The organism is Pseudomonas sp. 910_23 (assembly GCF_052850795.1).
Genome location: NZ_VXCZ01000002.1, coordinates 257,515 through 271,071, shown reverse-complemented (window position 1 = coordinate 271,071; position 13,557 = coordinate 257,515). Strand labels below are relative to the sequence as shown.

Annotated in this window: 13 protein-coding genes; 7 read left to right on the top strand and 6 right to left on the bottom strand. The window is 60.7% G+C overall.

All coding sequences use genetic code 11. From position 1 onward, the window contains the following. The first annotated feature begins 50 nt into the window (after positions 1 to 50). On the top strand, positions 51 to 1,115 hold the full coding sequence (gene queG, locus FW800_RS03350; RefSeq protein WP_005784221.1) for a tRNA epoxyqueuosine(34) reductase QueG: 1,065 nt from the start codon (positions 51 to 53) through the stop codon (positions 1,113 to 1,115). On the opposite strand, the gene FW800_RS03345 is transcribed toward queG, so the two are convergent. Together FW800_RS03345 and orn are read right to left on the bottom strand one after the other, a co-directional pair. After that, positions 1,112 to 1,729 (bottom strand): trimeric intracellular cation channel family protein, encoded by a 618-nt coding sequence (locus FW800_RS03345; RefSeq protein WP_172833454.1) that lies wholly within the window; start codon positions 1,727 to 1,729, stop codon positions 1,112 to 1,114. The genes queG and FW800_RS03345 overlap by 4 nt on opposite strands. A gap of 207 nt (positions 1,730 to 1,936) precedes the next feature. Then, a complete protein-coding gene (gene orn, locus FW800_RS03340) occupies positions 1,937 to 2,479 on the bottom strand; it encodes an oligoribonuclease (protein WP_005784217.1) in 543 nt (180 codons plus the stop codon). Between the two features lie 108 nt (positions 2,480 to 2,587). Between orn and rsgA the strand changes: the two genes are divergently transcribed. Together rsgA and FW800_RS03330 are read left to right on the top strand one after the other, a co-directional pair. Beyond that, entirely contained in the window at positions 2,588 to 3,619 is a 1,032-nt protein-coding gene (rsgA, locus tag FW800_RS03335; RefSeq protein WP_005784215.1) for a small ribosomal subunit biogenesis GTPase RsgA, read from the top strand. A gap of 240 nt (positions 3,620 to 3,859) precedes the next feature. Then, positions 3,860 to 4,300 carry a type II toxin-antitoxin system PemK/MazF family toxin gene (locus FW800_RS03330; protein WP_446436961.1) on the top strand — a complete coding sequence of 147 codons (441 nt, stop codon included), beginning with the start codon at positions 3,860 to 3,862 and terminating at the stop codon, positions 4,298 to 4,300. 61 nt (positions 4,301 to 4,361) lie between these two features. Here the strand turns inward: FW800_RS03330 and motB are convergent, their stop codons facing one another. Further along, positions 4,362 to 5,381: a flagellar motor protein MotB gene (gene motB / locus FW800_RS03325; RefSeq protein WP_032878216.1), complete on the bottom strand. Its 1,020-nt coding sequence runs from the start codon at positions 5,379 to 5,381 to the stop codon at positions 4,362 to 4,364. Positions 5,382 to 5,384: 3 nt separating this feature from the next. Beyond that, positions 5,385 to 6,236 (bottom strand): flagellar motor stator protein MotA, encoded by an 852-nt coding sequence (gene motA, locus FW800_RS03320; protein ID WP_005784209.1) that lies wholly within the window; start codon positions 6,234 to 6,236, stop codon positions 5,385 to 5,387. A gap of 166 nt (positions 6,237 to 6,402) precedes the next feature. Here motA and FW800_RS03315 point away from each other — a divergent pair, with 166 nt between their 5' ends. From FW800_RS03315 to asd, 3 genes are read left to right on the top strand one after another with little or no spacing between them, the layout of a single operon-like run. Beyond that, positions 6,403 to 7,938, top strand: coding sequence for an HDOD domain-containing protein (locus tag FW800_RS03315; RefSeq protein WP_446436960.1), 1,536 nt, complete (start codon positions 6,403 to 6,405; stop codon positions 7,936 to 7,938). A 57-nt stretch (positions 7,939 to 7,995) separates the two neighbouring features. Next, positions 7,996 to 8,811 carry a rhodanese-like domain-containing protein gene (locus FW800_RS03310; RefSeq protein ID WP_446436959.1) on the top strand — a complete coding sequence of 272 codons (816 nt, stop codon included), beginning with the start codon at positions 7,996 to 7,998 and terminating at the stop codon, positions 8,809 to 8,811. Between the two features lie 15 nt (positions 8,812 to 8,826). After that, positions 8,827 to 9,687: an archaetidylserine decarboxylase gene (gene asd / locus FW800_RS03305; protein WP_032878223.1), complete on the top strand. Its 861-nt coding sequence runs from the start codon at positions 8,827 to 8,829 to the stop codon at positions 9,685 to 9,687. Positions 9,688 to 9,828: 141 nt separating this feature from the next. On the opposite strand, the gene serB is transcribed toward asd, so the two are convergent. Beyond that, entirely contained in the window at positions 9,829 to 11,043 is a 1,215-nt protein-coding gene (gene serB / locus FW800_RS03300) for a phosphoserine phosphatase SerB (protein WP_057702577.1), read from the bottom strand. 133 nt (positions 11,044 to 11,176) lie between these two features. Between serB and FW800_RS03295 the strand changes: the two genes are divergently transcribed. Beyond that, on the top strand, positions 11,177 to 12,712 hold the full coding sequence (locus FW800_RS03295; RefSeq protein ID WP_446436958.1) for a histidine kinase: 1,536 nt from the start codon (positions 11,177 to 11,179) through the stop codon (positions 12,710 to 12,712). A gap of 115 nt (positions 12,713 to 12,827) precedes the next feature. On the opposite strand, the gene FW800_RS03290 is transcribed toward FW800_RS03295, so the two are convergent. Then, positions 12,828 to 13,541, bottom strand: coding sequence for a PqiC family protein (locus FW800_RS03290; RefSeq protein ID WP_032878229.1), 714 nt, complete (start codon positions 13,539 to 13,541; stop codon positions 12,828 to 12,830). Positions 13,542 to 13,557 lie beyond the last annotated feature (16 nt).

Genomic DNA, 13,557 nt, shown 5'->3' with positions numbered 1-13,557 from the left:
CCGATGTCTGGCAGAATTATACGCATCTAACCTGTGGTTTCCCGTGTCTCATGCCTGCTATTACCTCCGATCTGCCCGCCCTCGCCCAATCGATCAAAGACTGGGGCCGCGAGCTGGGCTTTCAACAAGTCGGCATCAGTGGCCTGGACCTGGCTGAGCATGAACAGCACCTTCAACGCTGGCTCGACGCGGGCTACCACGGCGAGATGGACTACATGGGCGCCCACGGCAGCAAACGCTCCCATCCCGATGAACTGGTACCCGGCACCTTGCGCGTGGTGTCACTGCGCATGGACTACCTGCCCGGCGACACCCAGATGGCGCAACTGCTGGGCCAGCCGGAAAAAGCCTATATCTCGCGCTACGCCCTGGGCCGCGACTACCACAAGCTGATCCGCAAGCGCGTGCAGCAACTGGCCGACCGCATCCAGGCGCAGATCGGGCCGTTCGGCTTTCGCGCCTTTGTCGACAGCGCGCCGGTCCTGGAAAAAGCCATCGCCGAACAAGCCGGATTGGGCTGGATCGGTAAAAACACCCTTGTGCTCAACCGCAAGGCCGGCAGTTATTTCTTCTTGAGCGAACTGTTTGTCGATTTACCGTTGCCGGTGGACCCACCCCACACTACCGAGCACTGCGGCCGTTGCACGGCGTGCCTGGACATCTGCCCCACCAACGCCTTCGTCGGTCCTTACGTGCTGGACGCCCGGCGCTGCATCTCCTACCTGACCATCGAACTCAAAAGCGCCATTCCCGAGGACCTGCGCCCACTGATCGGCAACCGCGTCTTTGGCTGCGATGACTGTCAGATCGTTTGTCCATGGAATCGTTTCGCTCGACCCACTGCCGAAAGCGATTTCAAGCCCAGGCACAACCTGGATAACGCCGAGTTAGCCGAACTGTTTATGTGGGACGAGGATAAATTCCTCAGCAGCACCGAGGGCTCCCCCCTGCGCCGCGCCGGTTACGAGCGCTGGTTACGCAATCTGGCGGTGGGCCTGGGCAATGCGCCGTCAAGCATTCCGGTATTGGAAGCCTTGAAGGCGCGGCGGGACTACCCCTCAGAGCTGGTTCGCGAGCATGTGGAGTGGGCGCTGAACCAGCACGCGGCCCGCTAGTGTACGTCGTCGTTGTAGACGAACTTGGGCATTTCCCAGTGAAAACGGATCGCCAGCAGGCGCAATAGAAAGCCGCTGAACAGCGTCAGCAGAATCGCCTGTTCGCTGGGCAGTTCCAGATACAGGCACAGCAAGTAGAACCAGGCGGCCAGGAACGACACGCTGGCGTACAACTCGCGGCGGAAGATCAGCGGAATGTCGTTACAGAAGATATCCCGCAGGATGCCCCCGAATACGCCGGTGATGACCCCGCTGACGGACGCTACCAACATGCCGTGACCCATTTCCAGGGCGGTCATGCAGCCGATCAGGGTGAATGCCACCAACCCCAAGGCGTCCAGCGCCAAAAACAGTGAGCGCAGGCGGCGCATCAGCGGCGCGATAAAGATCGTCACCAGCGCCGCGACGGAGGTCAGCACCAGGTACTCCGGGTGCTTGACCCAGGTCAGCGGGTAGTGGCCGAGCAGCACATCGCGCACCGAACCACCGCCCAGGGCCGTTACGCAGGCGATGAGCACCACGCCAAACCAGTCCATGCCGCGCCGACCGGCGGACAAGGCGCCGGTCATGGCTTCGGCGGTGATGGCGATGAGGTAGAGCATCAACAGCATGATGGCGATCCTTGCAGGGAGGCCGGCAGTCTAATCATTTGCTGATGGCACCAAAAGGGGGCAAACGCTCTCCAACACTTGGATTTGCAAACCCATTCAAGTGTGGGAGGGGGCTTGCTCCCGATGAGGGAGTGTCAGTCAATGCATCTGGGGCTGACACAACGCCATCGGGAGCAAGCCCCCTCCCACATGTTCAGCAGTCGCCCCGTTTCAAGCCTTGATGAAATGCTTGCGGTAATGCTGCAACTCGGCGATCGACTCACGAATATCATCCAACGCCAGGTGCGTGCTGCCTTTATGGAAGCTGTCTTTGACTTCCGGCGCCCAACGCGCAGCCAGCTCTTTAAGCGTCGATACGTCCAGGTTGCGATAGTGGAAGTAGCTCTCCAGCGCCTTCATATGCGTATAAAGGAAGCGACGGTCCTGGCAGATGCTGTTGCCGCAGATCGGCGACTTGCCCTTGGGCACCCATTTTTCCAGGAATGCGATGGTTTCGGCTTCGGCTTCGGCCATGCTGATGCGGCTGTCGCGCACACGCTGGGTCAGCCCGGAGTTACCGTGGGTGCGGGTGTTCCACTCATCCATGGTGGCGAGCACGGCGTCGCTGTGGTGGATGGCGATCACCGGACCTTCGGCCAAGGTGTTGAGGTTGCTGTCGGTGACAATCGTCGCCATCTCGATGATGACGTCGCTGTCGGGGTTCAGACCGGTCATTTCCAGATCGATCCAAATCAGGTTCTGTGGGTTTTGCATGGCTTGATTCTCTTGGCACCTTGGCGTAGCTGCGCAGTTTAGCAGGCGGGGCCGTGCTAGACTCGCGACCGTTTTACCCAACTTTTGCATTATCGACACGGAACACCAATGGCCAAACGCCAGCTCAACCGTCGCCAAAACTGGCGCATCGAAAAGATTCAAGGTGAACGCGCAGCGCGTGCCGCCAAACGTGAATCCTCCGCCGTGGAAGCGCTCGAGGGCGGCGACTTGGGCCCCGAACAAACGGGCCTGGTGATCGCGCACTTTGGTGTGCAAGTCGAAGTCGAGGCGCTGGAAGGCGAACTCGCAGGCTCGGTGTCCCGTTGCCACCTGCGCGCCAACCTGCCTGCGCTGGTGACCGGCGACAAAGTCGTGTGGCGCGCCGGCAACCAGGGCATCGGCGTGATCGTCGCCCAGTTGCCGCGAAGCACCGAACTGCGTCGCCCCGACAGCCGTGGCCAGCTCAAGCCGGTGGCAGCCAACGTCGACATGATTGTGATCGTGTTCGCACCGTTGCCCGAGCCCCATGCCAACCTGATCGACCGCTACCTGGTCGCGGCCGAACACGCCGGCATCCGCCCGCTGTTGCTGTTGAACAAATTCGACCTGATCGACGAGCAGAACGCCCCGGCGCTCAATGCGTTGCTGGCGGTCTATCGCACCCTGGGCTACCCGGTGCTGGAAGTGTCGGCCCACCACGGCAACGGCATGGAACAGCTGCAACAGCAGCTGGACGGGCGCATCAGCGTGTTTGTCGGCCAGTCTGGCGTGGGCAAGTCATCGCTGGTCAACAGCCTGTTGCCGGAAGTCGACACCCGCGTGGGGCCACTGTCGGAACTGTCCGGCCAGGGCACTCACACCACCACCACTGCGAGGCTGTTCCACTTCCCCGGTGGCGGCGAGCTGATCGACTCCCCGGGTATTCGTGAATTCGGCTTGGGCCACGTCAGCCGCAGCGATGTGGAAGCGGGCTTTATCGAGTTCAACGACCTGATCGGCACCTGCCGCTTCCGCGACTGCAAACACGACCGCGAGCCGGGCTGTGCATTGCTCAAGGCCCTGGAAGATGGCCGCGTGCAACAGCAGCGGATGAACAGCTATCGGTCGATTATTGCGAGCTTGCCTGAGAGCAGTTATTGACGGTCAATTTCTTGATACACATAAACCACGGCGCTGAACGCCCTAGCCCATTGATTTAACAGGAGCGGGAATCAAGAATCCGGATCAACTGGGTGGCTCATACACACAAGCCAGCTTGTATTCAGATTTCCTGATGCCCATAATTGCTCCGTCACCAGCGAAAGCTGGCAGGAGTCTGGATCCTTTTCGGGGTTGATCCAGCGGCGCAGAAGGGGCGAAGCAAGCTCCGCTGCGTGTCGAATGAAGCCGCCTTCGGGCGGCTTTGCTTTTTGTGGGGAATTAACATTGGCTCTCTACTATCACCCCAAACAAGGCGACGTGCTGCTGTGTGACTTCACACGAGGTTTTGTTGCACCGGAAATGCTGAAAATCCGCAAGGTTGTCGTGATATCGCCTACCGCGACCCACAATCGCAAGCTCTGCACCGTGGTGCCCATATCCTCTACTGCGCCAGAAACCCAGCACGACTGGCACCACTTGCTACGCACCAATCCACTTCAGTCCGATGGCTATAAAGAGCTTTGGGTGAAGTGCGACATGATTTATACCGTCAGCTTCGAGCGCCTCGACAAGCTGCATAGAAAGACTCGCACAAAAGGCCGAGAGTACTTTGTCCCACGCCTGCGCGCCGACGACATGCGAGGCGTAGTTAATGGTGTCAAAGCCTACCTGCCACTCTGACCGCCAATGAAAACGCCCCGAATGATTCGGGGCGTTTTGGTTTCTGCTGTAGAGAGATAAGTTACGAGGCCGGCGCAGGCACCGTAGGATCCTTCATCCCACCGTCATCAAACAGGTTCAGCTTCTGCCGCAACTCATGGGCCGGCAGTGGTTCCTGCTCAGGCGGCAGTGCGTTGGGGTCGGCCGGCACTTCGCCAGGGGCACCATCGCCCTGAGTCGGTACCGGTGGCGGTGGTTGATCGCCTTCAATCGCACGCTGGGCTTTTTTGGTCAGCACCACGATATCGATACGGCGGTTGACCGGGTTGAACGGGTCTTTGGGATCAAATAACTGCGATGAGGCAAAGCCCACCACCCGTGCCACTTGTGGGTCCGGATAGCTGCCGGCCACCAGCGCACGGCGGGCGGCGTTGGCGCGGTTGGCCGAGAGTTCCCAGTTGCCGAAGTCGCCCTGGCCCGCGTAGGGCTTGGCGTCGGTATGGCCGCTGATGCTGATCTTGTTCGGTACCGCCTTGATGGTGTCGGCCATGGCCAGCAGGATGTCTTCAAAGTACGGCTTCAAGCGCGCACTGCCGGAATCGAACATCGGCCGGTTGGCGGCGTCCGTGATCTGGATGCGCAGCCCTTCGGGCGTGATCTCGAACGAAATCTGGTCCTTGAACTTCAGCAGTTGCGGGTTTTCCTCAACCTTGGTCTGCAACTCCTGCAGCAACAGTTCCAGGCGTTCCTGCTCGACCTGCTCGGCCATGGTTTCGACGGTATCGCGCTCAATCGGGATTTTTTCCTGGGGCGACTCAGTTTGCACTTCCGGGTTGATGGTGCGCTCTGGCGCCAGTTGCGGTGAACCGCCCAGATCGATGACAAATGGCGTACCGCTTTCCGAAAAGCCAATCGGGTCTTTGAAGTAACCGGCGATGGCGATCTTCTGTTCCGGTGTGGCGGTGGACATCAGCCACAGCACCAGGAAGAACGCCATCATCGCCGTGGCAAAGTCGGCAAACGCGATTTTCCAGGCACCACCATGGTGCCCCGCAGCGAAGCGCTTGACGCGCTTGATGATGATCGGCTGGTTGTTTTCCATGGCTTAGCGACCGCGAACCGCTTGTTCCAGCTCGGAGAAACTTGGGCGATGCTTGGGGTACAGCACCTTGCGCCCGAACTCCACGGCCAGCGATGGCGGCATCCCCGATGCCGAAGCCACCAGGCACGCCTTGATCGCTTCGTAGAGGTTGACCTCTTCCTTGGCATCGTGGGCCAGGGAAGTAGCGAGCGGGCCGAAGAAGCCATAGGCCGCGAGAATACCGAAGAAGGTACCCACCAGCGCCGCACCCACGTGCATGCCGATGGCCGCTTGATCGCCCTCGCCCAAGGACGCCATGGTCACCACGATACCCAGCACCGCCGCGACAATACCGAAACCGGGCATGCCGTCGGCGATGCCGGTCACGGCATGGGAAGGATGCTCCAGCTCTTCCTTGAGGCTGAACAACTCCATGTCGAACAGGCCTTCCAGCTCATGGGGAGCCATGTTGCCGGAGGACATGATGCGCAGGTAGTCACAGATATACGCGGTCATGCGCTCATCTTTGAGCACGGCCGGGTACTTGGCGAAAATCGGGCTGGCGGCGGCGTCTTCGATGTCGCCTTCGATCGCCATCATGCCTTCGCGGCGGCTCTTGTTGAGGATCTCGTAGATCAGCCCCAGCACTTCCAGATAGAAGGTGTGGGAAAAACGCGAACTGAACATGCCCAGCGATTTCTTGATCACGTGCATGGTCATGTAGCCGGGGTTGGCCTGCAAGAATGCGCCAAACGCGGCGCCGCCGATGATCAGCACTTCGAAAGGTTGGATCAATGCGGCGATTTTACCGTGGGAGAGGACGTACCCTCCGAGCACACTTGCGATGACGACAATGATGCCGATAATTTTAGCCATAGGAGATGGGTACTTGCGCCGTCGGGTTCATGGACATAGTGGGTGCAGCAGAAAACTCTTGTTCTACTTATCGGCAAAACTGCGCCAGACTATAGCCCGTTAAGGCGAAAAGCCAATTCGGCCCGTTCCGGGTGTGTTGAACACAAGTGATGATCGCGCCCCAATCATGGCAATCGAAACGACAGTCCCAACGAACCGCCCCACCACCCTCGCCGCTTGGATCAAGCGCCTGGACGACGTGCTGCTGCCCGTTCCCCAGGCCAACCATGAGCGCGTGTGCAAAGCCATCCGCGACAGTCGCAGTTCATTGCGAGATATTGCCGAGCTGATGCAAAACAGCCCGGCCCTGGTGCTGAGCGCGATGCGCGAGGCCAACAGCCAGGCCCATGGGAGCCTGGCCGAGCCCGCCGAAAACCTCGAAGTAGCGCTTAACCGTCTCGGCCTCAAACGTGCCGAGGAGTTGCTGGCACGCCTACCTTCGGTGCCGGCTGGAGAAATCCCAGCCGCATTGCGCCAACTGCTGCTGGTCAGCCAGCACGCGTCCCAGCAAGCCAACGGCTTGTTCGGCAGTCGCTTGGCGCGGCTATGGCAGGACATCCACTGGGGCAGCCTGCTGTTTCTGTCGCCACTGTGGCCGATGGCCGTCGCCTACCCCAAGCTTTTGGAGGAATGGGAGCTGCGGGTGATTCACAAGGGCCAGTCGGCGCGCCAGGTCGAGCAGGAACTGTTCGGTGTGCGCTTGCTGGACCTGTGCCTGGGCCTGACCGAAGCCTGGCACCTGCCGATCTGGGTTTCGCAGGGCTACAAGCTGCTGCTGGCCGAGCAACGCCTGCTGGTCAAGGCGCTGCACATTGCCCGCGAAGACGACGCCTTGCGCCACCAGCAATTGCTCGACGCCGACCCCAACCTGCGCCGCTGGCTGAACCAGCCAGCCAATACCGTGTTGCTGGCCAACGGCCTGGCGATGTCCGCCCAGGAATCCTGGACCTGCCCGCACACCGAACGCTGGCAATACCTCACCGCGCTATACCTGCAAGTGCCCTTGAGTGATGTGCAACAACAGGCGCACCAGCAGGCAGTCACGAGCGCCCGCACCACCTTGATGCCCGACCTCTGGCACCCGGCGCTGTCGCTGATCTGGCCGTGGCATGTGCAAAAAGTCCATCGCGGCTTGTTGCCCGCGCCGCCGCCCACGGCTGAAGCCCTGGCCGTATGGCGCACTCATTGCACCGAGTTGCTGGTCGAGCCGAGCCGCTTTGCCAACGCCATGCACCTGACCACCTGCGCCAAGCACGCCTTGGTTGCCAGTGGCATGCAGCGGGTGTTGTTGTTCATGGCCGATCGCGCCCTGAGCACCTTGCGCGTGCATCAGGCCGACGGTTTGCCCAGGGACGCCGCGCACCTGAGCCTGGATGTGGTCAACAGCACATTGCTGCAACGCCTGCTGGAAAAGTCCGCTCAGGTGCGTCTGACCCCCGACAACCATGCGCAGTTTTCCGCCCTGCTGCCGCCTATCCTGCGTCGCCTGTTTACGGGCGAGCACTTGCTGCTGCGTTCGCTGAGCTGCAATGGCCGCGTGGTGATGCTGGTAGTGGCGGACCAAGGCGGCGGACCATTCTCGGAAACCACCGTGCAGGCGTTCGGCAAAACCGCCCAATGCATCGAAAAAGCCCTGCACAGCTTTACCAACCGCAGCGCCTGATGCTTGCGCTACAATCAGCGGCCTTTATCACCAACATTTGTGCCCAGGAGACCTCACATGCCTGACTTCTCTGGCTTGCCGCTGGTGATCGAATCCAGTGACCTGCTCGCTCAACTGGATGCCGAGCACTTGATTCTGGTGGACCTCACCAGTGCCGCCCGCTACGCCGAAGGGCATATCCCCGGCGCGCATTTTGTTGACCCCAAGCGCACCCAACTGGGCCAGCCACCGGCACCCGGCTTGCTGCCGAGCAAGGCCGACCTGGAAAAACTGTTCGGCGAACTGGGCCACACCCCGGACGCGACCTACGTGGTCTATGACGACGAAGGCGGCGGCTGGGCCGGACGCTTTATCTGGATGCTCGACGTGATCGGTCACCAGAAATATCACTACCTCGACGGCGGCCTGCTGGCATGGCTGGAGGAAAAGTACCCACTCTCCATCGAAGTGCCCGCGCCGGCAGGCGGCCCCGTCAGCCTCACGTTGCACGATGGCCCCACGGCTACCCGTGAGTACCTGCAAAGCCGTCTCGGCGCGGCCGACCTGGGCATCTGGGATGCCCGCGGCCCGCTGGAATATTCCGGCGAAAAAGTGCTCGCCGCCAAGGGGGGCCATATTCCCGGCGCGGTGAACTTCGAATGGACCGCCGGCATGGACAAGGCGCGCAACCTGCGCATCCGTCGCGACATGCCACAGGTCCTCGAAGAGCTCGGGCTGACCCGCGATAAAGAAATCATTACCCACTGCCAGACTCACCACCGCTCTGGCTTCACCTACCTGGTGGCCAAGGCGCTCGGTTATCCACGAGTCAAAGGCTATGCCGGTTCCTGGGGCGAATGGGGCAACCACCCCGACACCCCCGTTGAGATGTAAGGTTTAAGGACAGTTATGAAAAAGCAGTTGTTTATCCTCAGCCAGTACTTGCTGCCACACCACTTGCTCTCGCGCCTGGCCGGTTGCATTGCCGAGTGCCGCGTGCGCTGGTTCAAGAACGCCTTCACCGCCTGGTTCGCCAAGCGCTATCAAGTGGACATGTCCCAGGCCCTGGTTGAAGACCTGAGCGCCTATGAGCATTTCAACGCGTTCTTCACCCGCGCCTTGAAAGACGGCGCCCGCCCGCTCGACCAGACTCCCGGTGCCGTGCTGAGCCCGGCCGATGGCGCCGTCAGCCAGCTAGGCCCTATCGAACATGGCCGTGTGTTCCAGGCCAAGGGCCACAGCTTCAGCGTGCTGGAATTGCTCGGTGGCGACGCGGCGCTGGCTGCACCGTTCATGGGAGGCGATTTTGCGACTATTTACCTGTCACCCAAAGACTACCACCGGGTGCACATGCCACTGGCCGGCACCTTGCGTGAGATGGTCTATGTGCCAGGTCGGATTTTCTCGGTCAACCAGACCACCGCCGAAAACGTGCCGGAGCTGTTTGCGCGCAACGAGCGGGTTGTATGCCTGTTTGACACCGAGCGCGGCCCGATGGCCGTGGTGTTGGTGGGTGCGATGATCGTCGCGTCGATTGAGACGGTGTGGGCCGGGCTGGTAACGCCGCCCAAGCGCGAGCTGAAAACCTTCCGCTACGACGAAGCCGCACGTGCGCCGATTCATTTGGAAAAAGGTGCGGAGCTGGGCCGTTTCAAGCTGGGCTCGACCGCCATCGTGCTGTTCGGGCCGGATCAGGTGAAGTGGGCTGAAGAACTGGCAGCGGGTACGCCAGTGCAGATGGGCCAGGGTATCGCATTGCCGAAAGCCTGATATTGCTGGTGACATCCTATGTGGGAGCCGGGCTTGCCCGCGATAGCGGAGTGTCAGTCAACACATCATTGACTGAACTGCCGCTATCGCGGGCAAGCCCGGCTCCCACATTTTTGACTGTATTTCTACAGTGAGATCGGCTTATAACTGACCGTCGCGGTCGCGCAAGCCCAGCAGATACAACACGCCATCGAGCCCCAGCGTTGAAATCGCCTGTTTGGCCGACTGCTTGACCAACGGCTTGGCGCGAAACGCCACACCCAATCCTGCAATCGCCAGCATCGGCAAGTCATTGGCGCCGTCGCCGACCGCAATGGTCTGCTCCAGGCGCAAGCCTTCCTTGTGCGCCAATTCCTTGAGCAGGTCGGCCTTGCGCTGCGCATCGACAATCGGCTCGACGGCCACGCCGGTCACCTTGCCATCCACTACTTCCAGCTCGTTGGCAAATACATAGTCAATGCCCAACTTCGCCTGCAACTGCTTGGCGAAGTAGGTGAAGCCGCCCGACAGGATGGCGGTCTTGTAGCCCAGGCGCTTGAGTTCGGCGAACAGGGTTTCGGCGCCTTCCGTCAGGCGCAGGGATGCGCCGATGGAGTCCAGCACGCTCACGTCCAGGCCCTTGAGCAACGCCAGGCGCTCCTTGAAGCTGGCACGGAAATCCAGCTCACCGGCCATCGCCCGCTCGGTAATCTCGCTGACTTGCTCGCCGACTCCCGCTGCCTTGGCCAGTTCGTCGATGACTTCGGCTTCGATCAGGGTGGAGTCCATGTCGAACACCGCCAAACGACGGTTGCGACGGAACAGCGAATCTTCCTGGAAGGCGATATCGACATTCAACTCCTGGGCCACGCTCAGGAATTCGGCCCGCAGCGCTTGCGCGTCAGCCGGTTCACCGCGTACAGAAAACTCGATGCAGCCCTTGCCTTTGTCGGCCGGTGTGTCCAAGGGCATACGACCCGACAGACGGTCGATATGGTCGATATTCAACCCGTAGTGGGCCGTGATCGAGCTGACACGCTGCAATTGTTCAGCCGTTACCTTACGAGTAAGCAACGTCACGATATGGCGTTTTTTGCCCTGGCCTTCCACCCAGTGCTGGTAATCGGCTTCGGACACGGGGGTGAAACGCACCTGTTGATCCAGCTTATAGGCCGTAAACAGGATGTCCTTGAGTACCGACGAAGCCTGTTCGGTGCTGGGGATCTCCACCAGAATGCCGAACGACAGGGTGTCGTGGATCACCGCCTGACCGATGTCGAGGATGTTCACACCACCCTGGGCCAGGACGCCGGTAATGGCCGCGGTGAGACCCGGTCGGTCTTCACCCGTGATGTTGATCAGGACAATTTCGCGCAAAGCGCACCCCCAGGCTGGAAAAAAACCGCATTCTACCCACTTTCAGTGACCATCGGGCACAGCCAGTGCTTTGCCGGTCATGGGCCTGTCGCTATACTGCGCGTCAACTTCACGGACCAAGAGCCGAGCGCAAGTGAACCGGCCCACGCCAGTAAAAACCGATAACTTCTTCCTGCTGATCTTCCGGGCACTGCGCCACCGCCGTGTACCGATCGCATTACGCATCGCCAGCCATAACGTGATCCTGGTCGCCTTGGCCTTGGTGATCTACGCCTGCGTGATGGGTTTGCAGTTCAAGCAGGCCATGCATGAGCAAGCCGACGCCCTGGGTGCGAGCCTGACGACCCAGACGGCCACCTCGGCGACTGAGTTGCTGGTGTCCAACGACATCCTCAGCCTCAACGTGCTGCTCAACAACCTGACCAAGAACCCGCTGGTGGCTCACGCCGCCATTTATAGCGTGGACAACCGGATCATGGCCGAAGCCGGGCAGCGCCCGAAGAACGGCTTGCTGGGTGAAGCCGAGGGCCTCTACCAGAGCAATATCACCTTTCAGGATGTGAAAGCCGGCCAACTGCGTATCAGCCTCGACATGCAGCAGTTCCAGCAGCCGATGACCATCAGCCTGCAAAGCATGGGTATCTTGAGCGCGATCCTGCTGGCTCTGGCCCTGGCCTTGAGCCTGCGTCTGGGGCGGCATATCTCCACACCGCTGATGCAACTGCGTATCTGGCTGCGGGATATCGACGAACACACCCCGGCCACTGATCGCCAGGATGAAATCGGCGACCTCGCGCGCCAGCTCCATACCAGCTTCGCTCCGGAGCCGAAAGCGCCTGAAATCGAACCGGAACCCGAATACGACGATACCGACGACTACAGCGATGAGCCTGAGTTTGAAGTACGCGACCTGCGCGACCCGGGCTTTGACGAAAGCGCTCCGGTGGCCGGCCTCAAGCCTGCACCGCGCCATGTGGTCAAGGCCGATGAAGACGAACTCGACGAGGAAGACCCCTTCGCCGACCTGCGCGATACCTCGGCCGTGGCCCCGGCCGCTGCGACAAAACCCGTTGCGGTGGTCAGAAACACCGAGCCGCAGCACAGTGCAGTACTCGCCGTGCAACTGGGCTCCCAGGAGCAGCTGCGCCGCCTGCCTCGTGCCCGGCTGACCGAACTGCTCGAACGCTACCGTGATTGTCTCGACCAGGCCGCCTCGCTGTACCAGAGCGAGCTGCACACGTTGAACGATGGCAGCACCCTGATGCTTTTCCACAGCGAAGACAGCGGCGAAGACTACCTGACCAATGCAATTTGCTGCGGCGAATTGCTGCGCGCTCTGGGCCATGCCCTGCAGATCGAAGTGGCCGACAGCGGCATTACCCTGCAATTGCAGCTTGGCTTGACCGTGGGTGATGACCTGTTCGGCATGAGCCAGATCGACCTGCTGCTCACCGAAATCGCCCAGGATGCCCTGGCCCTGTCCCAACACAGCCGCAACCTGCTGCTGGTGGAACGCAAGATCAGTGAAGACACGCTGATCCGCCAACGCGCACGTATCCGTCCGATTGCCAGCCCTGAAGGGGCCAGTTGCGTAGAGCGGTTGATGGAACCGTACCCCTCGATGCTCGAACGCCAGCTGGCGCGGATGCATGAGACCCGCAAGCCCTGAAATACCTACTGTGGAGTGGGTCCCGCTCCCACAGTTGATTTTCAACATGACTCAAATCCTGCGCAAACAAAAGGCCCGCTTATTCAGCGGGCCTTTTGTTTGGCTGCGATTCAGATCAGAACCTGAACACTTCCAGATCGGTACGAATCGGCGTAGCCATCGGCATCTTCGGCTTTTCCGGGGTTGCCGGTTTGGCCTGGGCTGGGGCCTGTTTACGCGGCTGCACCTCGGCAATCGGCGGCTGGTTCGCCAATGGCTTGAGCGCCACCGACAACTGCTGCGCCAAGTGCTGCAACAGCACACCCTGGGCCTGGACCTGAGAAGCGGTGGTGCCGGTATGTTCTTCCTGCAGGTGCACGATGCGGTTATCCCGTACTTGCCCGCGACGGTCGATCAGGCGCCACTGTGCATCTAGAATCGCCGGTTGCGATTTGCCGGAGTCGAGCCGCGTAATCGTCAGCAGCACCTGCACATCCGGAGTGAATCCCGATGGCCCTGGTGCCAGGACCACACGCTGGCTATCCAACTGCCCTGCAACCTGACGCAACATCAGTTGATTGATATCGGACGACAAGCTGCCCGCCCAACGACCATCAGTGGAACCTTGCAGGCTGCCGTCGTTCTGACGTTGCAGCAGGGTTTCGCGTTGCAGGTAATCGGCAACGACTACCGGACCGAGCAATACCGCCATGCCAGCCGTTTGGGCTGGCTGAGCCGGGCTACCGCTGTCCAGCTGGTACAGCGACACCGGTTGGTGCGTGCTGCAACCCGCCAGCCCCAAAAGGCCAGCGAGCATCAAAAATAGAGGAAGGCGTGGAGCAGTCATCATCCCATCCAAGTGGCTG